Origin of the sequence: Paenibacillus silvae (genome assembly GCF_014639235.1) — a bacterium.
GTDB classification, from domain to species: Bacteria; Bacillota; Bacilli; order Paenibacillales; family Paenibacillaceae; genus Paenibacillus; species Paenibacillus silvae.
The window spans coordinates 610,150-636,644 of sequence record NZ_BMFU01000002.1 but is presented as its reverse complement, the minus strand read 5'-3'; the positions used below and the strand labels follow the sequence as shown (position 1 = coordinate 636,644).

The window sequence follows — 26,495 nt, the reverse complement described above, 5'->3', positions numbered from 1 at the left end:
AGGTGAAGGAGCTGGCCGTACTATCCAAAGCCATGATGCAGGAACGCAAAGACATTCTGTTATCCATTATGTTCGGATTTATTGCTGGTACAGCGGGAGTAGCACTCTTCTCCGCCAGTGGATATATGATCTCACAGACCGTATTTGCGCCGCCGTTATACACGCTGATTGTGCTCACATCGATGGTCAAACTGCTGGGGTTCGTGCGTGCAGCGAGCCGTTACGGGGAACGACTCGCCTCACATCGGGCAACGTTCTCCATTCTGAGCCGTTTGCGTACCACATTTTTTGCCAAGCTGATTCCTCTCACTCCGGGAATATTGAACAAGAATCGAAGCGGAGACCTGCTGGCGCGCATCGTGGGTGATGTGGAAAGCTTGCAGCATTACTTTTTGCGTGTAGCCTATCCTCCAGTGATGGTCGTGATGGTGTTCCTGTGTACCGTCATATTTACCGCTGTTTATTCCTTCTGGATTGCATGTTTGCTTGTGGCAGGCATGCTGATTACAGCGTTTGTTGTACCCGGACTGGTGGTCAGCTGGCAGCGTAAACGAAGTGATCAGGTGCGCCAGCAGCGCGCAAAGCTGTCTAGCGAAGTGACTGAAGTGTTATATGGCTTCCGTGATCTGAAAATCTATGGACAATTGGCACAGCGCGAGCAGATGCTGGAGCAGGCCTCGGATTCACTTGCCCGTGAACAACAGAGATCAGCCGCACAGTTGCTTCGAGGACAGTCGATGCACATATTGGTCACTTACCTGGTAACCTGGGGAGTGCTTGCAATCGCTGCTTTTTTGATCGGAAAGGGAGAACTGTCCGGTGTATTCCTGGGGATGCTGATTCTCGCGGCACAGACGGTATTTGAAGAATCAGCCGCAATGGCTGTACTGCCTGCTTATAAACAAGATAGTGAGTATGCTGCCATACGCCTTGCGGAGACTGTACAGCCCGGTGATGTGAAGGATATACAAGCTGAACGAGCCGAGCAAGATGAGCCGGGTCAGCAAGGTAAGCGAGGTAAGATAAGTCAGGATCTGCAAGGAAACCACTCAATGATCGTAGACGGACCAGCGGTTGCGATCGAGCTTTCTAATGTTTCTTTTCAGTATGAGGGCGAGTGGCGTGCTGCCTTGAAGGAGGTTTCTCTTCATTTTGCACCCGGCTCCAAAACGGCCATTGTCGGACCCAGCGGTTCAGGCAAATCAACCATTCTCGATCTGTTGCTCAAGCTGCGTACTCCGTCATCCGGCGTTCTGAGACTGAATGAAGTCTCGATTAATGAACTGAATGAAGAGAGTATCTGGCGCAATACTCGCGTTGTGCTGCAGCAGAGCCATTTCTTCCGTGGTACAATTCGGGACAACCTGCTGGCAGACGATCAGAATCTGGACGAGGAAAGGGAGGCAGAGCGGTTACTCCGTGTGCTGAACGCGGTTCAATTACAGCATCTGTCTCTGAAAGACATCGTATATGAAAAGGGTGAAAATCTGTCAGATGGCGAGAAGCAGCGACTGGCCATAGCAAGAGCAATGCTTCGCCCAGGAACATTATGGCTGCTGGACGAGCCTACATCTGCGTTGGACTACGTAACAGAAGCTCGAGTAATGAAGAACCTGATGGCCCAAGCAGTGAATGATACCCTGCTGCTCATCTGTCATCGGTTGACGGGACTTGAACAGATGCATCAGATTGTCGTAATGGATCAGGGACGAGTCGTGGAAACGGGTACGTTTGATGAATTAATGAGTCAAAAGGGTTATTTTTATGAGATGAAGCAAATTGAACTGCAGATGATTGGAGATCAGGGCGCTTAACCTGTGAGGAAGAAAAGCCGCAATACGCGGCTTTTTTGCGTTACAAGTTACGGGCATAGTCCAAGTTACGTATACACCCAAGCATGACAGCTACTTTCTGAATGCTTGAAGTGAAAGCAGTGTTGCAGATATTGACGAAATATATCAGTTCCAGAATTTAGACATAGATGTATAATATAAGAAGTCAGTCCAACACTTGAAAGAAGGGTTTGTTAAGATGAAAAAAAAGATGAGAACGATGATTCAATTCCCGTTGATATGGGTGATTACAGGCCTGGTTTTTCTAGGAGTATCAAGCTTCATCACTCAAAGGATGTTCACTAGCACAGAAGGCATCATGTCAATTGTGCTGGCGCTTGCGGGAAGCGCTCTATCCATTGCGATATACATACTAATTATGAAGCTCATGGCTGGTCGAAAGGTGCAGGAATTACATATGCAGCGCGCAGTAAGCGAGTTGGTGTTCGGTGCGGGAGTCGGATCGCTGCTGATTGCAGTCTCTGCCTTGATCATTATGCTGCTAGGCGGATACAGCTTCACATGGTCGCAGGAGCACGCCGCTGGTTCGATTATTGCTTTGGCGATTGGTGCGGCTGTGGTAGAGGAGTTGATCTTTCGCGGTTTGTTCCTGCAGGCGATTGAGAAACGCGGCGGGAGCTGGATCGCTCTGGCGGTAACGTCTCTTTTCTTCGGTCTGGCTCATCTGCCGAACCCGGGAGCAACGCTGTGGAGCTCAATTGCGATTGTCATTGAGGCAGGCATTCTGCTTGGGGCAGGCTTTCTGTGGCGACGCAATTTGTGGTTTGTGATCGGACTTCATTTTGCGTGGAATGCAGTGGAGGGTCTGCTGGGCATTCCGGTTTCGGGGATTGTCTCCCAAGGATTTTTTGATGTAGAGCTGTCGGGGCCAGCCTTGTTGACAGGCGGCAGCTTCGGACTTGAAGCTTCTATTGTACCTGTCATGATCAGTTTAGTGATTGCGATCCCGATGTTGATCCGTGCACACCGTAAAGGACAAATCTACCCGAGGAAATAAGGCGTCCATCGCATTTTCACACGTAATTCCAGACCACTTTTTCACCATATTCGCAAGCAAGGGGCAGGCCGGGAAACGGCTTGCTTTTTTTTTGGTGTATCGATGTATACGTCACTGGTCACAATGAAATGAAAATAACGCTTGACCTTAGGTCAGACCTAAGGTTTATGCTAACGAAAGACAGAAAAACAAAGGTGGTATCATAATGAACAGGATGCAGGGTGAGATTACAATAAGCGAGCTGGCAAAACTGATGCAGGTATCTACACATCAGATCCGGTATTTTGAGGAGAAAGGCATACTCGATCCGGCATATACAGGGGAAAATCAATATCGGATGTATGGCATGCACGAAATATATCGACTGGCTCATATTTTATTGCTGCGCAAGATGGGTTTATCAGTTCAGGTTATCCAAGAATGTCTGTCCCATCTGACAGCAGAGCAGATCACGCCGCTGTTTCATCAAGCGCTGGCGAACACGGAAGCGGAAATTCGAAGATTGCAGGAAAATAAACATTTTATCGAAAAGCTGTTGGTGGAAAAAGCGCAAATTTCCGACATAGAGGAAGGAACGTTTACCATAGTACAATGGGAAGCCCTTCCGCTCAAATTATGGTTTGAGATGCAGGCTGCTGAAAGCCTGAATGTCCAGAAGCTGATGCAGCATCAAGGCAAAATCCCGAATTTGTTCGAAAAGGATATTCATTATGTGTACAACGATTCCGGCCGTGTTGGCATGTACACGCAGGAAGGACAAGGCTCATATGATCTGCTGCTGCCCGCAGGCTCATACGTTAAACGTACTCTTATGGTGCAGAACGAAGAACAGCTTAACGCACATATCCAGGAATTCTACGCTCATGTAGAACAGAGGGGATACATGTGCTCCGGGCCTTTACTTATGGTGGAGAAATCCTATTTATCCTTGTTTACGCCGGATCAGCTTCATTATGAATTGTTCTCGTACCTTGCCAACCCGGAGGAGGTGCACGTATGAGCAATCGCAATTATACCAAGCCTGTCCATCCACAGTCCATTCAGATTGAGCTTGTAACGCCTGAGCGTTACAAGGAGGCTGCCGAGCTGATGGCATATGGATTCGGACATAAATTCCAGCACTCTTCTTCATTATCTATATCCGATCTGTCCTCGACTTTCGAACAATTATTAATTCACGAACCTAGGCAGACCCATAGCTTGAGGGTGGTGACGCTGGAGAACAACACCGTTACAGGCACGCTCGGCCTGAAATGGAAAGCGGCAGAGGGAGTGGACTCGGTCAAACGAACAAACTTGAAGTGGTGGAAAGCATGCAGTCAACACATCGGATACGGGAAACTGATGCGTATATTGGCAGGCATACAGTTTCTAAAACATGAGCCTTTCGCAGGGGAATGTTATATCGAGGACCTTGTGGTGCACCCGACATATCAAGGCAAAGGCCTGGCTAAACGGTTGCTGGATTGGGCCCAGCATTACATGCTGCATAGTAGTGCATCGCTATCCTATCTCAGTCTGCATGTGGCACGTAACAACGAGCATGCGATTCAACTGTATGAACGTGTTCATTTTCATAAAAAAAATTGTACACGCAGTTTGCTTACCGGCATGCTGCTTGGTGAACAGTATTGGTACTATATGACACGCAAAGGAGAATACTCTATTGAAACCGAACAAGCTTAAACACAAAAAAATATGGATTTCACTGCTTATCGTTGTACTATTGTTTGCAGGTACCGGAGCATATGTCGTTGTCCAGCAGGATTATAACATGGCACAGCAATCGGTTGAGATTCAAACGCCGCAGGGCAAATTAACGGGCATACTTGCACTTCCGAAGAAGGTTAACGAGAATGAGAAGCTTGGCCTGGTGCTATTTATTCATGGAGACGGCCCGATTGATGCAACACATAGCGAAGGCTACAAGCCATTATGGGAACGCCTAGCTTCTATTGGTTACGCGTCCTTGTCACTGGATAAACGCGGAATTGGAGGTTCGGAAGGCAACTGGCTTGACCAGAGCATTGATGATCGGGTAGTTGAGGCAGAACAGGCTATCGCTTGGGCCAAGCAACAGCCAGCCATCGATGCTTCCCGCATCGGCGTATGGGGAGCAAGTCAGGCTGGATGGGTCATTCCTAAGCTTGCTGGCAAGGAAAATCTGGCATTCAGCATTCTGGTATCACCAGCCATCAATTGGCTGAAGCAAGGGGAATACAACACGCGGAGTCAAATGGCCAAGGATGGTCATACATCGCAGGAGATTGAGGCACAGGTCGAATATGAGAACCGGATCAAAGAGGTTTTAAAGCATGATGGCTCCTATGAGGAATATATGAAGCTTGTTCGCAATGGGGAAGAACCGATGTCCCGGGAACGCTGGAGTTTTGTCAGCAAAAACTTCAAAGCCGATGCCACCGAAAGTCTGCATCATTTCAAAAGTCCGGTGTTGCTCCTGCTGGGAGAAGATGATGTGAATGTAGATATTCAAGATACCGAACGCACGTATCGCAAGGAAATCCAGCCAGCCTATCTGCTGCATGTCAAGACGTTTCAGCACACAGAGCACTCGATGTTACCGACATCTATAGCAGGTTCTCAATGGAAGATGGGACTCCGCTTTTTATTTGCTCCGCGAAGTATAACGACGGAGGGTTACATGGATGAAATCGAGGACTTCCTCACAAAACGCGCATTATGATGAAGCCTGCAAATTAAGCAAGTCCAAGAATTTAAAAAAGAGTGGATGCGCTTTGCACTTCTGGCCGAGATTGAACGCAGATTAAACCATCTTGAGCAGGCAGCAGAATATGCTGCCAGGGCTGTTCATGCAAGCAGAGGGGTTAACAGGTACCTCATGACCAAAGAAGTTGAACGATATTATACGAAGGAGCAGCTTGCTCAATGATTTTTATAAAAGGAAGAACACATTACGCGATCAGGCGCAATGTGTTCTTTTCGTTGAAGCTTCCCAGTCCTCACCTTTTCGTTTTACCTGCGGAGCATTTCCTGTTTTGAACTGACAGCTGTGTTATTCGCACAGGCAAGTCGTCCACCCATTGCGTAGACTACAGTAGATCAAGTCGAGTGAGGTGAATTCCATGGCTAGAACCAGTGAAATACACGACAAGGCAAAGCGATTCAAGGATCGCCCGGTCTGCGTGACTCTTCATAATGGCGAAACGTACATCGGGTACATCTCTGGCGTGAACAACGAGGGCGTTATGCTCAGCGGGGGCGGGAAACTTGCACAATCTCAAACATCCACGACCAAAACCAAAACAGCAGGTGCAGCACGCAGCGCTTCTTCTAAAATGAAACCCAAGTCAGCCGGAGCCGGTAAAACCACATCCTCCCGAAGTCGGAAAAAGGTCAATGGTGCCCGCAAGTCATGCACACGATCTCGGGTAGCCTCCCGTACTTCACCGCGTCAAGCTCAGGTGTCGTCCTTTATGCCAATGATGGGCTCCCTGTTGGGAGGCTTCGGTGGATTGGGCGGAGCAGGTGCGGTTGGCGGTATGCTTGGCGGCGGGATGCGTTTGTTTGGCATGATTCAGCGTTTCGTGCCTGTTGTGAAAATGGGCTACGGCATGATCAAACAGATCCAGCCGTTTATGGGTGCTGTGCAGGGTCTGATGACACCGCAGAATCAGGCTCAAGCCACACAGGCCGAGGCCGAAGCGGAGGAGCAAGAGGCTTGAAAATTTCCAAATAGACTAGGAAGAATTGCGCTTCCGCTTCCACCAAGGGCGATGGATACATCGCCTTTTTGGCGTTCTATTTTGAAGCAAAAGGAGTATGTGAGAATTTACAGGCTTTACAATGACGTTAACGTTATTGTTTATAATGGTTGAAGGAAGGAGTGAAGAACCGTGATGCTCATTGGAGAATTAGCCCAAAAAACGAACATTAGCAAAAGAACACTTCATTACTATGAACAGATTGAGTTGTTACAACCCACCCGTATACTGGAAAATAAATATCGTTACTATGATGAACATGCCATCTTGAGACTTCAAAAAATTCTTCTGTTGAAATCCATTGGTTTTACGTTGGAACAGATTAAGGAACTGCTTCAAAGCAAAAACAATATGAAAGAAAACGAAGATTGGGTAGCCTCTTTAAACGAACAAATAGAGCTTATTGAACGGAAAAAGCAAGAATTGAGCCGGAAGCAGTATTATCTCAGGTCAACGATTCACAGCATTCAACTCAAAGGAACTAATGATCTTGAAGACTTGTTACAAGTTATATCCAAGATGGAGGACCGTCCCCTTCAAGAGGGTATAATACAATCTGAATTCAGCGATGATTTACAATTAACTTCAAGAGAAAAGGATATATTGCAACGCTTGCCTGTCCTCGGCAGTAATGATCCACGAACAGAAGAGCTTATCACGATTTTTCAGCACATACGTGGATTGATGTCTTCTTCTCCTTATTCTCCAGAAGCCCAGATGGTTGCCGGACATTTGTACGAAAAGGCATTAGTGTTATTTGATCATGACGAAAGCCTGCTGGACAAATACTGGGAACTTATCCTCCCCAAAGAGGATGGTGTGGAGCCTGTAGTAATGGGAATGGACAAGGAATTCATGTCTTATGTGAATGAGATGATCGACTATTTTCTCAAACAAAGAGAGGACAATGGACATGCTGGAACGTAAAAAAGTACGGTTGTATAGTAACAATGCCTGGTTCCTGATCTTGCTGACAGGTCTACTAACTATACTGTCTGCTTGTGGCAATATAGAAGATGCATCCGATGAAATGAATCGTGAACATTCAAAAAGCCAAGCTGAACAAAACTCAGATGTAATTAATGTAGAGGTGCTTGTGGAAAGTGATCTGGATTCAGTCGTTGACCTGAAGGTGGAGATCGATGCTCGAAAACATCCGCAAAGTGTTTATTCGGAATCGGTTGAAGTTCCCTACAGGGAGAGCTTTGTCGTTCCCAAAGACACCTTCATTCCGCTGACATCCACCCATGTCGAAGCAGGCATACAGGAAGGTGCCAGCTGGATAAGCTGTTCTATTCTGTATGATGGAGAATTGGTAGTAACTCACAAGTCACGGGGAAAGGGGGCGAAAGCCCTTTGCGAGAAAAATTTCCGACTGGGCCCAGGATGACCTTGTGGAGTATTGCAGTTACCGATATTACCATATTTCACCTTGCAGCAGGATGTCATGTGAGCGCTAACGATTCTTAGAGAGCTTATTCGGGCAAAAATCGAGCATTGGAAAATTTAAAGATTCCGAGGAACGCTATTTCGCTCTGAAATAGGTTTTCGGTGCAGAAAAAAGCCAGTTTGTTCAAAATAGTGTCGTCCGGGATCGTTAGCTCATCAATTGGGCTTAGCAGAGGTAAATAAGCTTTCCTGAGATCGTTAGAGCCATGCCTAACATTATTCGTTTCTGTATACAGCAAAACACCCCGTACCACAATTCAGGTACGGGGTGAGAGTCTTGAATTTATTACATCAGTAAGGAACGACTAAACAGCGATTAAGCCTGTTTTGTTGTTTTCAAACGAATGACGTTCCAGGAGGCCTTGTTCAGCACAGCTTGCACTTTCCCTTGATCCACTGTAGTGTGTCCACCGTTGTGAGGCAACACGTTATGTGGATTTTGTTTGGTGTTGGTTGCTTTAATGTCATTGCTCTCCAGCACGATATGCTCCACAAATGTCGTTTCTCCGAAGGAACGAAGATCAACATTCAGTTCCATGGACTCATCCAGGTGGCGATTCACTGCAAAGATCGTGATGGTGCCGTTTTCCTCATCATGTACACTGATTGCTTCAAGGTAAGGCACATCAGTGAATTCTTTGGAATCATATTTAGGCGAATTTGTGATAGAGCGCAGCACTGTACCACGTCCAAAGTTGGAAGCGTGCAGGAACGGGTAATACGTTGTCTGGAGCCAGATCGCTCCGTTGTTTTCCGTCATAATTGGAGCAATCGTGTTGATCAGCTGTGCGAGACACGCCATTTTTACACGGTCAGCATGCTTCAGGATCGTAATCAGATAACAGCCCACGGCAAGTGCATCTTCATGCGTATATACATCTTCGAATTCTGGCGGGGCAATCTGCCAGCGTTCTTCCATACGGCTTGTTCCGATGGAGTTCCAGACGTTCCACTCATCCAGAGAAAGCATCAATTTCTTTTTACTGCGTTTTTTGGCTTGTACAAAATCACAGATCGAAGCAACACTATCAATAAATTGGTCCAGATCCAGCGATGTTGCCAGGAAGTCATACGTGTTGTCCTTGTTATTGTTGTAATACTGGTGCAGGGACAAATAATCCACATTATCATAAGTGAGATCCAGCACAGTTGCTTCCCAATCGGCAAATGTACTCATGCCGGAGCTGGAGCTGCCGCACGCGACAAGCTCGATATCCTTGTCTACCCATTTCATCGCTTTGGCCGTTTCGTTAGCAATACGTCCATACTCATGAGCAGTCATTGCACCAATCTGCCAAGGGCCGTCCATTTCGTTACCGAGACACCATGTTTTGAATTTATGAGGGTCTTTGTAGCCGTGGGAGACACGCAGGTCACTCCAGTATGTGCCGGATGGGTGGTTACAGTATTCAACCAGGTTTCTGGCTGCATCGATACCGCGTGTTCCCAGGTTAACCGCCATCATCACTTCGGTGCCAACCAGCTTGGCCCAATCCGCAAATTCGTTTGTGCCCACCGCATTGGTTTCAATCGTCCACCACGCAAGCTCAAGTCTGCGTTTACGCTCCGCTACCGGACCAACGCCATCTTCCCAGTTGTAACCGGATACGAAATTACCGCCCGGATAACGAACAATCGGTACATTCAGCGCTTTGATTGCTTCAATAGCATCCTGACGGAAGCCCTGTGCATCTGCTGTTGGATGACCTGGATCATAAATACCGCCGTATACGGCACGTCCCAGATGTTCTATGAATGAGCCATAGACACGCGGGTCTACTTCAGCGATTTGAAAATCTTTATCGATCAGCATTTTGGATTGCAGCATAACGAAAACCTCCATAAATTTGAATTGGTGTTTTTGTAATACAACGACTAATTATTTTGTTTTCATCTAAATTGAATTCGCTTAAAAGCAAAATCAAAACATTTGATTTGTTATCTAATATGTATCATAATGCTATTAGATTGAGCAAGTTCATTTTATACAGTTTGCTAAATAACGAATCCTGAAAGAGAAAACAACCATCTTGAAGGTGAACTATAGGAAAATAAGGAAGTGGAATCTATGATGCTTGGAACCGATGCGAAGTCACTGCTGGTGTACGAGGCTCTGGCAAGTGAAGCTCGCCTGAATATCGTGCGGCTGCTGCTTCAAAACAGAGAGATGCACATTAATGCTCTCGCCGGGGAGCTTTATCTCAGCAAAGCTATCGTCAGTACACATGTCAGCAAGCTGCAAAAAGCAGGCGTAGTCGGTAGCCGAATGAAACGGGAAAACGGCGGCACCTATAAATATTGCTTTATCGTGCAAGAATTCATGACCATCAATCTTTCACCACCCATGCCTGTGGATAGTTCTTACCACGAAGTATCCATCCCGGTAGGACAATATACAGACTATGAAGCCTGGCCGACCTGCGGAATTGCAACAACAACCCAGGTTATTGGACAATTCGATACACCCGCCTGCTTCATGGACCCCGATCGGGTTAATGCGGGAATTCTTTGGATGGCGAGAGGTTTTGTTGAATATAAGATTCCCAATTATCTGCATAATGATCAGCATCTGCGAGAGATTGAAATTTCACTTGAACTCAGTTCGGAAGCACCTAAAGTCAATGAAAACTGGCCATCTGATATTCGCTTTACACTGAACGGCTATGATCTCGGTACATGGACAAGCCCAGGTGACTTCGGTGATCGGAAGGGGAAGCATACCCCTTTATGGTGGAGATTAGATGTTAACCAGTATGGAGTATTGAAGGTGCTGCGTATCAATAACGAGGGTACGTTTATGGATAGCCAGCGAATCTCGGATGTTACCATCTCGGACCTGAAGCTCCAGTCAGCCACCTATTGGACGTTTGGATTGAAGCCGGAGGAAAGCGCGGCGGGACGCGGGGGACTTACACTGTTTGGCAAGGGCTTTGGCAACTACGATCAGGATATTATGATTCGATATTATTATGATGCACAGAAAATCAATATTTCGAATGAATAGAATATGCTATTTGTTATCAATTTAAATAAAGGCGGTATCAGGCCTGAAGTCAGATACCCAAAAAAGCATATCATTATTCCAGAGTAATGGTATTGACAACGATTACATGACTGGTATAGAATACAGCTATATAAGGAGTGTCACTGATTCGATCAGGCACCACCACAGTCTGGATTTCACAAGTGTATTGGCTTGTGTATTAGACCATGGTGGTGCTTTTTGCATATTGGGGGGTGAGAACATCATGAGGTTCAAGAAATCATTAAACAACAACATCGCCCTGGCGGAAGACGCCGAAGGCTGTGAAGTCATTGTCATCGGGACAGGCGTTGGCTTCAAAAAAGTAAAGGGACAGCCGATCGAGCAGAGCCAGATTCAGAAAATGTTTCGGGTTGGCTCGAATGATAAATATCAGCGAGTCGAGCAATTTCTTAGCGATATCCCTCTGCAAGTGATTGATATCACGGATCAGATTATAGAAGAAGGCAAAGAGATTATCGGAAAAAAGCTGAATGACTCCATCCTGTTAACCCTTGCGGATCATATTCATTTTGCTCTGGATCGTTTCAGAAAAGGGGTAGATATGCAAAATCCGCTTCACTGGGATATCCGGCATCTGTATCCTGCGGAATACCGTGTTGGAGAATTGGCAGTCAAGAGAATCAATGACACTTTTCTGGTCTCGTTGCCCTCTGGTGAGGCCAGCTCCATTGCCCTTCATTTTGTGAATTCGCAATTTGATTCTGGCAGTATGAACCAAACGATCAAGATCACACAGATGATTAACGACATTTTAGGTATCATGACTGCTCATTTTGGAATGGCGCTGAATCAGGAGTCGGCTGATTTCTCCAGATTCATCACCCATTTGAGATACTTCATCGTTCGTCAAATGAACCGGGAAGTGCTCTCATTCAAGGATCAGCAGTTTTTATATGATGTATTGTCGGAGCGATATCCTGTCAGCTTCCAATGCGCACTCAAAATAAAGGAGGCGATGGAGCAGCAGCGCGGATTCGTGATTACTCCCGATGAGATGGTATACCTCATGATTCACATCGAGAGAGTGACATCCCGTACCGACGCGGGTTGACCTCAATGCAACCAGTTTGAAGTTATACCATTGACCCTGTGAATTGAATATGGAGTGTTACTGATACGATCAGGCACCACCAAATGTTTCCGATTCCGCTTCCACAGCGGGCCGGGTTTACATTTGGTTTTTTTTTTTCGCCAAAAAAGGAGGAAGCAGCATGAATCACCGGGAGTTGTCCAAAGAGATTATTCGATTAACGGGAGGACAAGAAAATATTACGCAGGCTTGGCACTGCATTACTCGCTTGCGTTTTAATGTGCGGGAAGAAAACAAGGTTCAACTCGAACAGATCCGCGCACTGGATGGTGTCCTTGGGGCACAATTCCAAAGCGACCAGTTTCAAGTGGTGATTGGCAACAAGGTTGCTGCGGTGTATGAAGAGCTGGAGGAGCAATTGAAGCAAAACGGCGCAGTAAGAGCAGAAGCGGAAGCGGAACCGAAGCGTTCCAGAGGCATCAATGCCGTACTGGATACGATCTCGGGTATATTCACTCCGATTCTTCCTGCCATTGTAGGTACGGGGATGCTCAAAGGCATATTGGCATTGCTTGTGACTTTGGGAGCTATACAGGAGACAAGTGGTGAATATCAGATTTTGGCGTCTGTAGCCAATGCAGCCTTTTATTTCTTGCCTTTTCTGCTTGCTGTATCGTCTGCGCGGAAGTTCAAAGTGAATGAATATATCGCTTTAACCCTTGCAGGCACATTATTATATCCGACCATTCTGAATGCTTATCTGGAAAATCATCTGGAGCCGATTCGCTTTCTCTCGCTGCCGGTGTCCATCGTCAATTATACCCAGTCTGTCATTCCGATTATTCTCGGAGTATGGCTCCTGAGTTACGTGCATCGCTGGGTGGATCGGTTCATCCCTGGTCCGGTTAAAGTGATTTTCACCTCGATGATCGTGCTGGTTATCACGGTTCCTATCTTGTTAATCGCCATTGGGCCACTCGGGAATTACATCGGTATTTATCTGGAGATCGGCACATCCTGGCTTTTTGCTCACTCGGGTCCATTAACAGGCATCGTGCTGGGCGGTCTTATGCCAGTGATCGTTATGACGGGGATGCACTATGCGTTTTTCCCGGGAACATTACAGAATTTGAGCAAGCTCGGTTATGACGTGCTGTTACTGCCGCTTAACCTTGTAGCCAATATGAGTCAAGCTGGTGCTGTAATGGCTGTATTCCTCAAAACCAAAAACAAATCGATGAAATCCATTGCTATATCCAGCGGTATATCTGCTTTTCTGGGCATTACCGAACCTGCAATCTATGGGGTAACACTGAAGCTGAAAAAACCGTTCTATGCTTCCATCATCGGTGGAGCAGCCGGCGGTGGTTTTATTACAGCAGTCGGGCTGAAATGTTTCGGTTTTGCCGTACCGGGCCTGTTGTCACTGCCTTTATATATCGGCCCAGATGGGGGTATGGCAAACTTCTGGTATGCACTCATCGGAATTGGCATCAGCTTTGTCGTTTCCTTTACGGTTACCTTGCTGCTCAAGTGGGATGAACCCGATGCTGTTCAGGCTGCAGCGCCAACTGCATCCGAGCAAGGAGATGCAAAGAAGTCAGAGCAGGCAGCAGCAGCGACAACAATTTTGGCATCAACAGCATCAACAAAATCGTCTGATCAAGACATGTCTCCGTCTGTAACGGTTCATTCCATTGAGGAAAAGAAAGGTGAAATTTACAGCCCGCTCACTGGCGAGCTGGTCTTGCTCAAGGAACTACCTGATCCTACCTTTGCAGAAGAAATGACAGGAAAGGGGATTGCGATTTATCCCAAAGAGGGACGAGTAACCGCGCCGTTTGACGGAACCGTAACGATGATCGCGAAAAGCAAACATGCCATCATGCTGACTTCCTCCAGCGGGATCGACATTCTTATTCATGTTGGACTAAACACAGTGTCCCTGAAAGGCAAGTTTTTTGAAGAGAAGGTTGTTATTGGACAAGAGGTGAAGAAGGGTGATCTGCTGCTTGAATTTGATATGCAAAGCATTCAGGCGGCCGGCATTAATCTGGTAACCCCGGTCATTGTAGCCAATACGCCGGATTATCTCGACGTGGTTCCCGTTCAGGTGAAGGGGGTGATTCCAATGAATGAATTACTGCTGCTCACCGTTCGTTAAAAGCTTATTACAAAACGAATGAAGGCTTTCTATTTACAGCAAGTTAAAATCAAACGTTATATTTACACAAAAAAAGGAGAGAAACCATCATGACACAAACAACAAAACACTCATTTCCTAAAGGCTTCCTATGGGGCGGAGCTACCGCTGCCAACCAGCTTGAAGGCGCATTTGATGCTGACGGCAAAGGACTTTCCACCTCTGATATGGCACCTTATGTGCCGCATGAAGAGCGTAATGGCAAAGATTTCACGTTTGACGTTAATTCCGTGGAGCTGGAGCAATATTTGAGCGGCAATACCGATGTGTATTTCCCGAAACGTAATGGCGTAGATTTCTATCATCGCTACAAAGAAGATATCGCCTTGTTTGCAGAGATGGGCTTCAAAGTATTCCGCCTTTCCATCGCTTGGCCACGAATCTTCCCGACAGGAGAAGAAGCGGTTCCTAACGAAGCAGGGCTTGCTTTCTATGATAAAGTGTTCGACGAACTGTTGAAATACGGCATTGAGCCGCTGGTTACGATCTCGCACTATGAAATGCCAATTGAGCTAACCCGCAAATACAACGGCTGGGAAAGTCGCGAGATGATTGATCTCTACTTGAAATTTGCCAACACACTGTTTGACCGTTACAAAGATAAAGTGAAATACTGGATTACCTTCAATGAGATGAATATGATGCTGACCAGCCTGTATACGGGCGGCGGCATTTTGGAAGATAAAATCAAGGGTACACCGGAGCAGGTAGCCTACCAGGCAACGCACCATCAGTTTGTAGCGAGTGCGCTTGCTGTGAAAAGTGGTAAAGAGAAGATGCCGAATGCCCAAATCGGTTGTATGATCTGCCGTCTGGAGACGTACGCAGCTTCCAGCAAACCGGAAGATGTGCTGCAGACGATGAAGGAAGATCAGATGAACCTGTTCTACCCGGAAGTACAGGCACGTGGGGAGTACCCGTCCTACATGCAAAGATATTTTGAAGAACAAGGCATTGAACTGGTGAAAGGCCCTGAAGATGATGCGATTATCCGCGACAATACGGTGGACTTTATTGCATTCAGTTATTACATGACGTATATCGGAAAATACGACCCGAACGACAACAGCAACTCCGGTATGCTGGTAAGTCAGATCAAAAACCCGCATCTGAAAGCTACCGAGTGGGGATGGCCAATTGACCCAATTGGTCTTCGCATCGCGCTGAACCGATTGTATGATCGCTATCGCATGCCGCTCTTCATCGTAGAGAATGGTCTTGGTGCTACGGATAAGCTGGAAGAAGACGGATCGGTGCATGACCCGTATCGCATTGATTATCTGCGCAGCCATATCGAGCAGATGAAGGAAGCGGTAGCTGACGGTGTGGAACTGATGGGTTTCACAAGCTGGGGACCAATTGATATCATCAGCTGCTCTACTTCCGAGATGGGTAAACGTTATGGCTTTATCTATGTAGATCAAGACAACGCAGGCAATGGTTCTTTGGATAGAACGCGTAAAGATTCATTCTACTGGTACAAACAAGTGATTGAGTCTAACGGAGAGATTCTTTAACTCAATTGCAATCAGGACTCATTAATCAAGCACTAATATTTTAATGCACATATAAGAAGGCTGCCGGTGTGGCAGTCTTTTTATATGTGATCTCACATCCCTGAAGTCTGACCAAAAAAATAAAACAACCACTTTAAATTGACATATCGCAAAATATCGATATAATGATGATTATGAATCCAATTGAAATTTTAAAAGCTGTCTCGAATGAATCCAGATTTCAGATTTTGCAATGGCTCAAAGAACCTGATGAGCATTTCGAACCCCACGAAGGAGTGGATATGAACGAGATAGGGGTGTGTGTAAGTCAAATAACCGACAAGCTCAACATGACACAGTCAACGGCTTCCCAGTATCTGACGATATTGCAGCGGGCAGGGCTGATTACAACCAAACGGATAGGCAAATTTACGTATTATCAGAGAGACGAGCAAGCGATAGCTGAATTTACTCGTTATATGATGAGTGATATGTAAGTTGCAGCTGAGTTCTTACCAAGAATTCAGTTTTTCTTTGGCATTTCATATCGACAATTCACAATATGTCATTTTGTAATTATGTATATCTACAAATTTAGATATAACATTTTATTAATTTATTAAGGAGTGGTGTTCAATTGATGTCATCAAGTTCAAAAGTTTACATTTTGGCAATCGTTAGTTTTTTGGTCGGGACTTCCGAGTATGCTTTATCAGGTATTTTAGATAAGGTAGCTGCTTCTTTAGATGTCTCATTGGCTGCAGCAGGTCAGCTAATCACCATTTTTTCTTTGATCTATGCTCTATGTACACCCATTCTAATGGCAGTCACCGCGAGTATGGACAGAAGGAAGTTAATCATTATCAGTATGGGCATATTTGTTGTTTCCAATATCCTTGCATTTGTCCTGCCAGGATATGGACTCTTTGTCGTTGCTCGTATCCTGATGGCGATTGGGGCAGGAGTTGTCGTGGTCACTGCTTTGAACATTGCCGCTAAAATTGCACCTGCAGGTAAACAAGCAAGTTCTATTGCTACAGTGGTTATGGGCTTCACGGCATCTTTAATCGTTGGTGTACCTCTTGGACGAATCACAGCCGATACGCTGGGTTGGAAATCTGTGTTTGGCGCAATTGCACTTTTGGGGATCATCGCTATGGTTATTCTTTCTTTTGCCATCCCACGTATGAAGGGGGACGTACCTGTCCCGCTCAGACAGCAGCTAAGTCTATTGAAAAAACCTAAAGTTGCATTGGGTTTAGCGATTACCTTCTTTTGGCTTGGAGGTTACTCCATCACTTATACCTATCTTTCTCCCTATTTACTTAAAGTGTCGGAAATAAATGAACAATATCTCAGCGGAGCTTTGCTTGTATTTGGTATCGCAAGCATGATTGGTTCCAAACTTGGCGGCCTCAGTGCGGATCGATGGGGCGTTAATCGAACATTATTCGGTGGATTTACACTGCATATTATGATGCTGATCCTGTTGTCCGTTGTAACCCATACATTAGCGGGCGTAATGATCGTACTTTTGCTGTGGTCCTTTTCCGCCTGGTCATCCGGTCCAACGCAACAATATCATCTAACGACTATTGAACCGGAAGCTTCAGGAGTGATGTTAAGTCTTAATCAGTCCATGATGCAGCTTGCTATGGCAGCAGGCGCTGGTATGGGTGGAATTGCTGTCGAGAGCTTTTCCCTCTCATCCATTACATGGCTTGGTGCTGCTGGAATTGTAATTGCCATATTTGCTTTGGTCATCCTGAATAAAGTGAATGTCGTTTCAAAAGTAAATGTCAATCAGCAACTAAGCTGAATTAATCATAGATTACATTTTTGCCTTCTTCACTCAGCTTTTTCAAAGAGGCCACCATATGATTAATTTCTTCGTCGGAGTGTCTTTCCCATGAAGCTAATTCGGCTACTATTTTTAGCGGTGATTTGGATCGGTAGGAGCGAGTCGGGTTTCCAGGGAACCTTTTATCCGTTACGTTGGGGTCATTTTCGAAATCGCCTAAGGGCTCGACAATGTAGATTCGTTCCTTTGCACTCGATTTGGCTAATTCAGCACCCCATTTGGCAGCATTTAATGTTCCAGTGAAGTAGATGTGATTCGACTTTTTGTCTTGATAATTGGATAAAAATTGTGGCTCTAATAAATCGCCAATGTTTAATTCTGCTTTTGTACCGTGAAAAAAAGGACCTGGATCCAAGACATTTTGTTTGTCATCCATACGGACACACCTCTACTTTTTTAGATTTGTATTTAGCAGTATAGTGGAGGCACTGGTGAAAAAACAGTCTGTTATATTATTTTTAAAAACATTATAATTGAAGTAGAGAGAACGATATTGAACGGTACTGTCGAAGCACAAAACGTATATATATCCACGAAAGTCGCTATTATAGCGACTTTTTTATGTTGTTGTTTAAAGTAGTGCCCAAAGCGATCTATACTCTGAATATCGAAGCATTGGTCACATAATACGAGGTAATAAAGTCGCGAAACTGCTCTAAGAACGGTGAGAAGTTTCGATGTTTTACCCATGACAGGCTGATGGGATAGATTGCAGCATCGTCAGTTATAGGAACGTAGTGCAGTCCAAGATTACGGCAGACGGAGATCGGCAGTAATGCAACACCCCGATCCAGTCGGATGATCTCGACCAATGTATGTGAATCAACCTCAAAAGCAAGATGCGGAACAAACCCCGCTTTCTCACATAACATCGTGGTAAATCGGCGGTATTCATCATTATTGGCGAGCGCCAGGAAAGGTTCATTGGCAACCGCATGTAATGAGATTTCCTGTTCCCCGCTATATGGGTGGGTGGAAGGCAGAACAAGCACAATATGCTCCTCAACCAGCACCACGCTTACAATCTCCTCATCCACAATGGGGTGACCCGTGATCCCCAGATCAATATCTCCTTTTTTCAGCTGTGTCACAATGTCACTTCGACTTGCAATCCCTTGGTGGAGCTGAGCGCTTGGGCACACTTCGATATATTCACTGATCAGCCCCGAAAGAAACCTCGAATTCGAAATCGCAATACGGATCAGCGAAGAAAGCTCATCATGCTTTTCCTTGATTGCCAGCCGTGCATTTTCCAATTCAACAAAAATCCGGTTGACATGCTTCAGCAGAATTTTTCCCGCCGCGTTTAATTCAATATTTCTGCCTTTTCGATGAAAGAGGGGTGTACCCATCTCGTCCTCCAGCCGCTTGATCGTAAGACTTAACGAAGGCTGGGCGATATTTAACTGTGCAGCGGCTTTGGAGATATGTTCCGTATATGCGACGGTTTGAAAATATTTCAGCTGGAGAAGCTCCATTTGTATGCACTCCTTATTTATTTCAATAAATATATATAGTACTTATTATGTATTATATTAAATTTAAAGAAAGATGTAGACTTTATTTATAGCAAATAATCAAATAAAACAATCAACCAATAACTTGATGTAAAGGCAGGTGTCTTTTTATGAAAATCGATGTGCACAATATTGCCAAAAATCTGAATACACCTTTAACAGCCCCGGCATATCCGATGCCACCTTATAAATTCGTCAACCGCGAGTACCTTAACATCATTTATCGGACGGATGAGCAAGCTTTACGCGCAGCTGTTCCCGAGCCATTGCAAATCACCGAACCACTGGTGAAATTCGAAGTGATGTGGATGCCGGATGTTTCCGGACTCGGCGCATACACCGAAGCTGGACAGGTCATTCCTGTGCAATTCAATGGGGAAGAAGGGGATTATGTGCATTCGATGTACGTGGATAATTTCCCCGCCATTGCGAGCGGACGAGAGTTAACTGCCTATCCGAAAAAGCTCGGTGCTCCCAAGCTGTACACAGACTCCGATACCCTTGTGGGCACGCTGGACTATGGATCACTGCGGGTTGCGACAGCAACGATGGGTTTCAAACATGTGGAGCTGGACAAAGAGCTTGCCAAAAAGGAAATCTGCCGTCCCAACTTTATGATCAAAATCGCTACGGATTATACCGGTAATCTGCGCATCTGCGATTTGATCCGTACCCAAATTACCGATATCGAGGTGAAGGAAGCCTGGACAGGGCCAGCCCGGCTGCAGTTGTTTGAGCATGCACTTGCGCCTCTGGCAGATTTACCAGTGCTTGAAGTTGTGTCCGCTTCCCACATCCTTACCAATCTAACCTTAAATGCGGCACAGCCTGTATATAACTATCTGGAACAAAAATAAGGAGGCAACACATATGAGAATTGCGATTGTAGGTGCAGGTTCACTAGGAACTATCGTTGGAGCTTATCTGGCCGATGGTGGAATGGATGTAGAGTTAATTGATACGTACCAGGAGCATGTCAATGCGCTGAATCAGACAGGAGCGAAAGTCACCGGGACGACCGAATTTCAGGCCAAAGTAAAAGCAATCACCCCTGAACAAAAGTCAGGTCAATATGATCTTGTGCTATTGTTAACGAAACAGCTGTTCAATGAATCAGTGCTGAAAGAATTGCTTCCATACCTGCATGAAGATAGCATCGTATGCTCTCTCCAGAACGGGATTCCTGAAGACAGCGTGGCATCTATTGTCGGGCCACATCGTGTTATTGCTGGTTCGGTTGAATTTGGCGCTACGTTCATGGAACCTGGCGTATCCAGTCTGACCACGGCGTATCCTCAATTCAAGCAGTATGCATTCCAGATCGGAGAATTGAACGGAGCAACGACCGAACGAATTCGTCGTGTAAAAGAAGTGCTGGATCTGGTTGGCGGTACACATATCTCGGATAACCTGATAGGAACCAAATGGTCAAAACTGCTGATCAACAATGCTTTCAGTGGCTTGTCCGCTGCACTGAACGGGACGTATGGAGATATTCTGGATCATGAGACAGGTATTCGAAGTGCTGTTCACATTATTGACGAAACAATCAAGGTTGGACATGCAAACGGTGTTTCTTTTGTCACCATGAACGGATTCGATATGGCTTCACTGGAGCTGCAGAGCGAAAAGGAAATCCCGGCACGTATTCAAACGCTGCGCCAGGTAATGGAACCTTCCAGACTGCTTAAAGCAAGCATGCTGCAGGATCTGGAGAAACAACGTAAAACAGAGATTCATCACATCAACGGCGTAGTTTCGAGCAAGGCAAAAGGAGTGGGCATTGCAACACCATATAATGATATGGTGGTTAAACTCGTCGAAGCCGCAGAAGAAGCACGCAACGTACCTGAGTTTGCAACCAACATTCATGCTTTCGAACAGCTTTTGAATGTGGCACGGGTGTAAGCTTGAAGCATGAAGCTTGGTGTAATGTCGAAATCATAACATAAAACATAAATAAAGAAGCCTTTCCTTCCACATGAGTCAAGAAGTAAACATGAGAGGAAAGGCTTCTTTTATTTTGCAAAGTCTATCGCTGGAATCGTTGCTTAATCTGTCTAATCTTATTTCACAAAATAACCTATCCTTAATCCTCATTCGCAGCATACTGCAGCAGCATATTGACCAACTGCTTCGTCATCTGATCATCCAGTTGATGTAGTTCATGAGATCGCTGTGTAAACATTTTCTGCAGCATGCCCATCATCACCGTAAATATAAACTGCGCCAGCTTAAGCGGAGGTGTAGCATTACGGATGCTGCCGTCGGCAACTCCTGAGATCAATGCTTGAAGCAGGAAGTGGTTCTCTTTACCGTTTTGAATAAACCGCTCATAGGTATCTTTCAGTTCTTGCTGAAAATGAACAACTTCATAATTGATATCAAACAACTGGATAAAACGAATATGGTCAGGATTCATCTTGGCAAAAGAAACCCAGGCGTTCAGCATTGTAGCTAGTTGTTCACGGCCACTACCATTCGGCTTTGCAGCTTGTCTTACATGATCCGTCATAGTTTCAACCAATTGCATCTGAATAGTGAGCAACAGCTCATCGATGGATTGAAAATGTTTATAGAAGGTCACTCGGCTAAGATTTGCTTCTGCACAAATGTCTTTGATTTTCACTTGAAGCAGTCCATGCTTTAGAAACAGTTGCTTGCCCGCTTCGATCAGCTCATCACGATTCTGATTTTTTAACTGCTGATGCCAATTCTCATTCAGTTGCATACCGATTTCCTTTCCTGGAACGTTGTGTCTTCAGGGTAAGTGTTAACGCCGCCAGTAACATAAAGGCACCAAAAATATACGGAAAGTTTACGTTTTTGTCAAACAGTATACCTGCAACAAGCGGGCCAAAGACGGTACCTAAGCTGGAATACGTGGTATTCAGGCCTGAGGCATAACCTTGCCGATCGCCAGCGTTTTGCGAAATTAGCGAGCTGACAGTTGGGCGCAGAAATGCATTGAAAGCAAAGTACAGTGCTGAAGCAAATAACAGGAAGATCAGATTCACCTTGATTAACATGAGCAAAAGAGCAATCGGGGTCATGATTAAGGACAGACGGATGAGCTTGATTTCACCTAACCGTTTCACAAAAAAGTCCAGCAGCCAGATCTGCACTACGATGCCGATAATCGCCCCCATGGTGATGATAATAGAGATCGTTGAGGCATTAAAACCGTACTTATACTCTGCAAACAGTGAGAATACAGTTTCATAGCTCATCAGACCAAAGGTCATAACAAGAATAATTAACAAGTATCCGAAATAGGGAACCTTGAACGAACTCCAGATTTGTTTGCCCATGTTAACCCCTTTTTTCTTCTCCGTTGAGATCGTTCTTTTTTCAGGTGGAAGAGTCTCTGGCAAAAGAAGGGTAAGAAGTGCCGCAACCAGACCCAGACCGGAAGCGACGAAATAAGGCATACGCACACCCATCTCGGCGATAAAACCGCCCAGACCTGGCCCAAGTACCATACCGAGGTTCATCGATGCACCGAAATAACCCATGCCCTTGGCACGGGTCTCAGGAGTCGTAATATCAGCAACATATGCCAGATTGGCTGGAACCATCAGACCTAAACTGATTCCCCCGATGAAACGAGCGATATAGAGCAGAGGCAGAGATGTGGATACCGCAAAGATAAGGTCTGACACGACAACAAGAAACATGCCAGCCATAATCAGCTTTTTACGTCCAAAACGGTCAGCCCATTGTCCTCCGATCGGCGAAAAAAGAAATTGGGCTGCGCCAAAGGCCGCTACCAAAAATCCGGCAACGGTCCCCCCTGCATGAAACAACTTCAGGTACTCTGGTAAGATCGGAATCAGCATCCCTTGACCTAACAAAGCAATAAACAGATTTAACATCAGAATGAACATCGGAAAGCGGGTAGATTGTGTCATCGAACTCATACGTTTAAATTTCTCCTTCTCCGTCATGTAGTCATTTTCGCGATGGTTAACACGTTGTTAACCTTTACTCAATGTAAACCATTATAGTGTGTTATAATTCCTGTTGTAAATACATTTTTTATGGAAGGAGGTTGAGATGTATTGATTGATCACAACAATCAGGAAGAGTACCGAGATCCAATGAATTATGATCTTGAATTTGGCGGCGAAACTGACAAATATGAATTTTTCCTTGAACTAGCGAAGCAGCATCCGGGGCATGTGCTGGAACTGGCTTGCGGGACCGGACTAGTGGCGCTTTTTTTAGCCGAAAGGGGCATACCGATCACAGGAGTGGACATTGTGGAGCCCATGCTCGCGTATGCGAGGGTCAAAGCGAAGGGTCTACCGGTTAAATTTATCGAAGCAGATGCACGTACATTTGAAACCGATCAGCGCTTTTCCATGATTTTTTTGACGGGAAATGCATTTCAGGCTTTTTTGAGTGATGAGGATCAGCACGCATTGCTGCAAACCGTGTATAACCTTCTGGAGCCCGGCGGTATATTTGCATTTGAAATGCGAAATCCGGACGGGACAGATTTGTCGGATGAGGAAGAAGAGCATTGGGGCACATTTACCGATATGGATGGTGTGACCGTCAATGTATCGGGTAACCAGAAGTATGATGCCGGGAACCAGATTATGCACTGGACGACCATCCGGGACTGGGGGCATCGTCAAACGACGTCACGCATCGCTTGCCGATTTACAGATGTGCAGATACTGCAACAGCTGCTTGAAAAGCAAGGTTTTGCCGTGGAGAGTCAATATGCGAATTGGGATCAAACGCCGTTTGAACCTTCAAGCCCAATGGTAATTAGTGTATGTAAGAAAGGGTAAGTAAGCATTTAAATGATTGAAATGATAGGTTAAAACTACATAAGTAGAAAGGAGAATATTTGTTATGACAACAATATTTAGAACTTGTAACGATTGCGGAGGTACATCCTTTGTGGAGGCAACCGACTTTATTAATTTGCGGCCTTTAGATAAAAAGATGTCGCTTGGTTCTGAACGTGTGTATACGATCTGTCTGAACTGTGGTGAGGTCGTTTCCATTAAAGTGAAAAACCCGGAGAAGTTAGCGAATTAAATAGTTCTCGGGAGAGAATACAAAGGCATCTTGCGCTTTTTATACCACATGGTCGTTTTATCATTTCTCGTCACAGGCAACCGATCCATACATCGGTTGTCTTTTTTGTTTTTCCCGTCAGCAGCAGAACATCTTCATGTAAGAAACCGCAACAAGCCCCTCCTTGTAATTCAAATGTGACATTTAGTAGAATGATGGAGCACATACACTTGGATTTAAGAGGTTACGCTAGGATAGGGGTGCTGCAATGAAACACATTTTACTTGTTGAAGATGATGAAAATTTTGTATTTGGGATAGAGTATACGTTAACGAATGAAGGTTATAAGGTCACTCATGCGGGAACCTTGGAGGAAGCTCGCGACGCTTTTGCGCAGACGGAGATAGAACTTATTTTGCTGGACATCAATTTGCCTGACGGAACGGGATATGAATTATGCAAGGAGATTCGTGTGGAATCACAGGTGCCGATCATTTTTCTAACCGCGCTGGATGAAGAGATCAATGTGGTCGCAGGACTTGATCTGGGTGCTGACGATTATATGACCAAGCCGATTCGCACCAAGGAGTTGCTTTCCAGAATCAAAGCCGTTTTGCGGCGTAATTCCCGTCCTGAACAGCATTCAAACATATGGAAATCCGGAGAGTTTGAGGTCCGTGTGTTAGAAGGTGTTGTTTTCAAAAATAAAATGGAAGTCCCGCTGACAACGCTGGAGTTCCGGCTGCTTCTCATGTTAATGTCCCATCCCAAACAAATATGCAGCAGGACATCGATCCTTGAGAAGTTATGGGATGTCTCTGGTGAATTCATTGATGATAATACGCTGTCCGTACATATACGCAGATTAAGGGAAAAGGTGGAGGAAACGCCAGCCGCACCTCAGTATATTGTTACGATTCGTGGGGTTGGATACAAATGGAACGCTGAAACGACAGGAGCGTACCGCTGATGAACGAAGTCATCCGTAATCCGGAGTGGAAATCTGTTTTCACCAAATTCATTCTTGTTCAATTAGGCTTGGCCGTCCTTATATACATTGTGATGAACCAGCAAATACAAAGCATCAATGAAACAGTTGTAAACCAGCATGCGGCCTTTGTTGGACAAGTGTTAAGTAAGCAGCCACAGCTCGAAGATCAGCTCGTTCATAATATTACTCAAGGTTCAGACCAACAGGATCTTACGTTAGGTAAACAAATATTGTCTCAATACGGGTATACAGAGCAAATGAACATTCAGGATCAGCCTGCCCTGTCGGGCGCTGTATTGCCCGGGAATACGGCGTTGATCTTTTTTCTGTGTGGTATCCCGGTTTTGATGCTTTTATTTTGGGAGTATCGCAAGCTGTTTTCCAGAATTCGCCGTGTTACACATGCAGCAGAGCAGGTGGTGGAAGGTCAATTCAATACCTCATTGCCTGAGAATGCTGAGGGAGACTTCAGTGCCCTTGGTCATAGCTTTAACATGATGGCAGGCAGACTAAGTCATAGTGTGGATCAGCTAAAGCAGGAGAAAACATTTCTAAGCCATCTGCTTACGGATATATCGCATCAACTCAAAACACCGCTGGCATCCCTGCTTGTGTTTAATGACAATATGCTGCATGATCCACATATGAAAGAAGAGATACGAACCACTTTTCTGGAACGAAGCAGGCAGCAGATTGAACGCATGGAATGGCTGATTATCAGCCTGCTGAAGCTGGCAAGAGTGGAAGCGGGTGCTATCGTTTTTCAAATGCAAAATGTTAAACCAAAAGACATTATTGAATCAACCGTGATGACGTTGCAGACGTTGGCGGAGCAGAAGAGACAGACTATCATCGTTCGGGGCGGCGAGGGCATGCTTCTGCATGCGGATGAAGAATGGTTAACCGAGGCGATTATTAATTTGACTAAAAATGCGCTGGAGCACTCTCCTGTATCAGGCAAAGTGTACATTACGATGGAGGACGAGGGCTTGTTTCACTCGATTATCATCCGGGATGAAGGAGAAGGAATTAGCACGGATCAAATTTCTCATGTGTTCACCCGGTTTTACCGCGGAAGAAGTAATGCCAAACCTCATAGTACCGGGGTAGGTCTGTCCCTGACGAAGTCTATTATTGAAGGTATGGGTGGAACTATCTCAGTTTCAAGTGAACCTGGAAAGGGAGCCGAATTCCGAATTACTTTCATGAAAACAGTATATTAAGAGGAAGCTTACAATAACGTAAGCTTCCTCTTCACTTTAACGTAAGCTTCCG

26 protein-coding genes are annotated in these 26,495 nt (G+C 45.4%); 21 read left to right on the top strand and 5 right to left on the bottom strand.

All coding sequences use genetic code 11. The annotated features are described in order from the left end of the window. The first annotated feature begins 2 nt into the window (after positions 1-2). The 9 genes from cydC (at position 3) to IEW26_RS08805 (ending at position 7,983) form a co-directional block, all read left to right on the top strand. Positions 3-1,814: a thiol reductant ABC exporter subunit CydC gene (gene cydC, locus IEW26_RS08845; protein WP_188592408.1), complete on the top strand. Its 1,812-nt coding sequence runs from the start codon at positions 3-5 to the stop codon at positions 1,812-1,814. A gap of 217 nt (positions 1,815-2,031) precedes the next feature. Continuing rightward, entirely contained in the window at positions 2,032-2,850 is an 819-nt protein-coding gene (locus tag IEW26_RS08840; RefSeq protein WP_188592111.1) for a CPBP family intramembrane glutamic endopeptidase, read from the top strand. A 205-nt stretch (positions 2,851-3,055) separates the two neighbouring features. Beyond that, a complete protein-coding gene (locus IEW26_RS08835) occupies positions 3,056-3,850 on the top strand; it encodes a MerR family transcriptional regulator (protein WP_229729749.1) in 795 nt (264 codons plus the stop codon). Continuing rightward, positions 3,847-4,536, top strand: a complete 690-nt coding sequence (locus tag IEW26_RS08830; RefSeq protein WP_188592110.1) for a GNAT family N-acetyltransferase — start codon at positions 3,847-3,849, stop codon at positions 4,534-4,536. The genes IEW26_RS08835 and IEW26_RS08830 overlap by 4 nt, the downstream gene beginning before the upstream one ends. After that, positions 4,517-5,554, top strand: a complete 1,038-nt coding sequence (locus IEW26_RS08825) for an alpha/beta hydrolase family protein (RefSeq protein WP_229729748.1) — start codon at positions 4,517-4,519, stop codon at positions 5,552-5,554. Before IEW26_RS08830 ends, IEW26_RS08825 begins: the two co-directional genes overlap by 20 nt. A 45-nt stretch (positions 5,555-5,599) precedes the next feature. Continuing rightward, complete coding sequence (locus IEW26_RS08820; protein ID WP_188592109.1) at positions 5,600-5,761, top strand: hypothetical protein; 162 nt, start codon at positions 5,600-5,602, stop codon at positions 5,759-5,761. A 193-nt stretch (positions 5,762-5,954) separates the two neighbouring features. Further along, complete coding sequence (locus IEW26_RS08815; protein WP_188592108.1) at positions 5,955-6,554, top strand: hypothetical protein; 600 nt, start codon at positions 5,955-5,957, stop codon at positions 6,552-6,554. 174 nt (positions 6,555-6,728) lie between these two features. Then, positions 6,729-7,520 (top strand): MerR family transcriptional regulator, encoded by a 792-nt coding sequence (locus tag IEW26_RS08810; RefSeq protein ID WP_229729794.1) that lies wholly within the window; start codon positions 6,729-6,731, stop codon positions 7,518-7,520. Then, on the top strand, positions 7,507-7,983 hold the full coding sequence (locus IEW26_RS08805) for a hypothetical protein (protein ID WP_188592106.1): 477 nt from the start codon (positions 7,507-7,509) through the stop codon (positions 7,981-7,983). Before IEW26_RS08810 ends, IEW26_RS08805 begins: the two co-directional genes overlap by 14 nt. A 375-nt stretch (positions 7,984-8,358) precedes the next feature. On the opposite strand, the gene arfA is transcribed toward IEW26_RS08805, so the two are convergent. Next, complete coding sequence (gene arfA / locus IEW26_RS08800; RefSeq protein WP_188592105.1) at positions 8,359-9,870, bottom strand: arabinosylfuranosidase ArfA; 1,512 nt, start codon at positions 9,868-9,870, stop codon at positions 8,359-8,361. Positions 9,871-10,110: 240 nt separating this feature from the next. On the opposite strand from arfA, the gene IEW26_RS08795 reads away from it, so the two are divergent. From IEW26_RS08795 to IEW26_RS08770, 6 genes are all read left to right on the top strand, one after another. After that, complete coding sequence (locus tag IEW26_RS08795) at positions 10,111-11,046, top strand: ArsR/SmtB family transcription factor (RefSeq protein ID WP_188592104.1); 936 nt, start codon at positions 10,111-10,113, stop codon at positions 11,044-11,046. 244 nt (positions 11,047-11,290) lie between these two features. Next, a complete protein-coding gene (licT, locus tag IEW26_RS08790) occupies positions 11,291-12,139 on the top strand; it encodes a BglG family transcription antiterminator LicT (RefSeq protein WP_186322894.1) in 849 nt (282 codons plus the stop codon). 160 nt (positions 12,140-12,299) lie between these two features. Then, a complete protein-coding gene (locus IEW26_RS08785) occupies positions 12,300-14,282 on the top strand; it encodes a beta-glucoside-specific PTS transporter subunit IIABC (protein WP_188592103.1) in 1,983 nt (660 codons plus the stop codon). Positions 14,283-14,371: 89 nt separating this feature from the next. Further along, the gene (locus tag IEW26_RS08780; protein ID WP_188592102.1) at positions 14,372-15,838 is read left to right on the top strand and encodes a glycoside hydrolase family 1 protein; all 1,467 of its coding nucleotides are present in this window, start codon (positions 14,372-14,374) and stop codon (positions 15,836-15,838) included. A gap of 173 nt (positions 15,839-16,011) precedes the next feature. After that, the gene (locus IEW26_RS08775) at positions 16,012-16,314 is read left to right on the top strand and encodes an ArsR/SmtB family transcription factor (RefSeq protein ID WP_145402283.1); all 303 of its coding nucleotides are present in this window, start codon (positions 16,012-16,014) and stop codon (positions 16,312-16,314) included. Positions 16,315-16,457: 143 nt separating this feature from the next. Next, positions 16,458-17,636 carry an MFS transporter gene (locus tag IEW26_RS08770; protein ID WP_188592405.1) on the top strand — a complete coding sequence of 393 codons (1,179 nt, stop codon included), beginning with the start codon at positions 16,458-16,460 and terminating at the stop codon, positions 17,634-17,636. A gap of 1 nt (position 17,637) precedes the next feature. On the opposite strand, the gene arr is transcribed toward IEW26_RS08770, so the two are convergent. Both arr and IEW26_RS08760 read right to left on the bottom strand, forming a co-directional pair. After that, the gene (gene arr / locus IEW26_RS08765; RefSeq protein WP_188592101.1) at positions 17,638-18,054 is read right to left on the bottom strand and encodes an NAD(+)--rifampin ADP-ribosyltransferase; all 417 of its coding nucleotides are present in this window, start codon (positions 18,052-18,054) and stop codon (positions 17,638-17,640) included. Between the two features lie 217 nt (positions 18,055-18,271). Beyond that, positions 18,272-19,156 (bottom strand): LysR family transcriptional regulator, encoded by an 885-nt coding sequence (locus IEW26_RS08760; RefSeq protein ID WP_188592100.1) that lies wholly within the window; start codon positions 19,154-19,156, stop codon positions 18,272-18,274. A 149-nt stretch (positions 19,157-19,305) separates the two neighbouring features. Between IEW26_RS08760 and IEW26_RS08755 the strand changes: the two genes are divergently transcribed. Both IEW26_RS08755 and IEW26_RS08750 read left to right on the top strand, forming a co-directional pair. Then, positions 19,306-20,052, top strand: coding sequence for an acetoacetate decarboxylase (locus tag IEW26_RS08755; RefSeq protein WP_188592099.1), 747 nt, complete (start codon positions 19,306-19,308; stop codon positions 20,050-20,052). A 13-nt stretch (positions 20,053-20,065) separates the two neighbouring features. Continuing rightward, on the top strand, positions 20,066-21,103 hold the full coding sequence (locus IEW26_RS08750) for a ketopantoate reductase family protein (protein ID WP_188592098.1): 1,038 nt from the start codon (positions 20,066-20,068) through the stop codon (positions 21,101-21,103). A gap of 181 nt (positions 21,104-21,284) precedes the next feature. On the opposite strand, the gene IEW26_RS08745 is transcribed toward IEW26_RS08750, so the two are convergent. Together IEW26_RS08745 and IEW26_RS08740 are read right to left on the bottom strand one after the other, a co-directional pair. Further along, a complete protein-coding gene (locus IEW26_RS08745; protein WP_229729747.1) occupies positions 21,285-21,926 on the bottom strand; it encodes a TetR/AcrR family transcriptional regulator in 642 nt (213 codons plus the stop codon). Further along, positions 21,913-23,115, bottom strand: coding sequence for an MFS transporter (locus tag IEW26_RS08740; protein ID WP_229729746.1), 1,203 nt, complete (start codon positions 23,113-23,115; stop codon positions 21,913-21,915). The genes IEW26_RS08745 and IEW26_RS08740 overlap by 14 nt, the downstream gene beginning before the upstream one ends. Before the next feature lie 141 nt (positions 23,116-23,256). Here IEW26_RS08740 and IEW26_RS08735 point away from each other — a divergent pair, with 141 nt between their 5' ends. From IEW26_RS08735 to IEW26_RS08720, 4 genes are all read left to right on the top strand, one after another. Beyond that, positions 23,257-23,997, top strand: a complete 741-nt coding sequence (locus IEW26_RS08735) for a class I SAM-dependent DNA methyltransferase (protein ID WP_229729745.1) — start codon at positions 23,257-23,259, stop codon at positions 23,995-23,997. Positions 23,998-24,061: 64 nt separating this feature from the next. Beyond that, positions 24,062-24,250 (top strand): hypothetical protein, encoded by a 189-nt coding sequence (locus IEW26_RS08730; protein ID WP_188592096.1) that lies wholly within the window; start codon positions 24,062-24,064, stop codon positions 24,248-24,250. Between the two features lie 247 nt (positions 24,251-24,497). Further along, the gene (locus tag IEW26_RS08725) at positions 24,498-25,199 is read left to right on the top strand and encodes a response regulator transcription factor (RefSeq protein ID WP_188592095.1); all 702 of its coding nucleotides are present in this window, start codon (positions 24,498-24,500) and stop codon (positions 25,197-25,199) included. Further along, complete coding sequence (locus tag IEW26_RS08720; protein ID WP_188592094.1) at positions 25,199-26,443, top strand: HAMP domain-containing sensor histidine kinase; 1,245 nt, start codon at positions 25,199-25,201, stop codon at positions 26,441-26,443. Before IEW26_RS08725 ends, IEW26_RS08720 begins: the two co-directional genes overlap by 1 nt. Positions 26,444-26,495 lie beyond the last annotated feature (52 nt).

Coding starts and splice junctions, on each gene's coding strand:
- IEW26_RS08830 (WP_188592110.1), top strand. CDS start 3,847: ATGAGCAATCGCAATTATACCAAGCCTGTCCATCCACAGTCCATTCAG.
- arr (WP_188592101.1), bottom strand. CDS start 18,054: ATGGATGACAAACAAAATGTCTTGGATCCAGGTCCTTTTTTTCACGGT.
- IEW26_RS08720 (WP_188592094.1), top strand. CDS start 25,199: ATGAACGAAGTCATCCGTAATCCGGAGTGGAAATCTGTTTTCACCAAA.
- IEW26_RS08770 (WP_188592405.1), top strand. CDS start 16,458: ATGTCATCAAGTTCAAAAGTTTACATTTTGGCAATCGTTAGTTTTTTG.
- licT (WP_186322894.1), top strand. CDS start 11,291: ATGAGGTTCAAGAAATCATTAAACAACAACATCGCCCTGGCGGAAGAC.
- IEW26_RS08840 (WP_188592111.1), top strand. CDS start 2,032: ATGAAAAAAAAGATGAGAACGATGATTCAATTCCCGTTGATATGGGTG.
- IEW26_RS08730 (WP_188592096.1), top strand. CDS start 24,062: ATGACAACAATATTTAGAACTTGTAACGATTGCGGAGGTACATCCTTT.
- IEW26_RS08795 (WP_188592104.1), top strand. CDS start 10,111: ATGATGCTTGGAACCGATGCGAAGTCACTGCTGGTGTACGAGGCTCTG.
- IEW26_RS08750 (WP_188592098.1), top strand. CDS start 20,066: ATGAGAATTGCGATTGTAGGTGCAGGTTCACTAGGAACTATCGTTGGA.
- IEW26_RS08835 (WP_229729749.1), top strand. CDS start 3,056: ATGAACAGGATGCAGGGTGAGATTACAATAAGCGAGCTGGCAAAACTG.
- IEW26_RS08785 (WP_188592103.1), top strand. CDS start 12,300: ATGAATCACCGGGAGTTGTCCAAAGAGATTATTCGATTAACGGGAGGA.
- arfA (WP_188592105.1), bottom strand. CDS start 9,870: ATGCTGCAATCCAAAATGCTGATCGATAAAGATTTTCAAATCGCTGAA.
- IEW26_RS08755 (WP_188592099.1), top strand. CDS start 19,306: ATGAAAATCGATGTGCACAATATTGCCAAAAATCTGAATACACCTTTA.
- IEW26_RS08760 (WP_188592100.1), bottom strand. CDS start 19,156: ATGGAGCTTCTCCAGCTGAAATATTTTCAAACCGTCGCATATACGGAA.
- IEW26_RS08780 (WP_188592102.1), top strand. CDS start 14,372: ATGACACAAACAACAAAACACTCATTTCCTAAAGGCTTCCTATGGGGC.
- IEW26_RS08745 (WP_229729747.1), bottom strand. CDS start 21,926: ATGCAACTGAATGAGAATTGGCATCAGCAGTTAAAAAATCAGAATCGT.
- IEW26_RS08775 (WP_145402283.1), top strand. CDS start 16,012: ATGAATCCAATTGAAATTTTAAAAGCTGTCTCGAATGAATCCAGATTT.
- IEW26_RS08815 (WP_188592108.1), top strand. CDS start 5,955: ATGGCTAGAACCAGTGAAATACACGACAAGGCAAAGCGATTCAAGGAT.
- IEW26_RS08820 (WP_188592109.1), top strand. CDS start 5,600: ATGCGCTTTGCACTTCTGGCCGAGATTGAACGCAGATTAAACCATCTT.
- IEW26_RS08810 (WP_229729794.1), top strand. CDS start 6,729: ATGCTCATTGGAGAATTAGCCCAAAAAACGAACATTAGCAAAAGAACA.
- IEW26_RS08740 (WP_229729746.1), bottom strand. CDS start 23,115: ATGAGTTCGATGACACAATCTACCCGCTTTCCGATGTTCATTCTGATG.
- IEW26_RS08805 (WP_188592106.1), top strand. CDS start 7,507: ATGCTGGAACGTAAAAAAGTACGGTTGTATAGTAACAATGCCTGGTTC.
- IEW26_RS08725 (WP_188592095.1), top strand. CDS start 24,498: ATGAAACACATTTTACTTGTTGAAGATGATGAAAATTTTGTATTTGGG.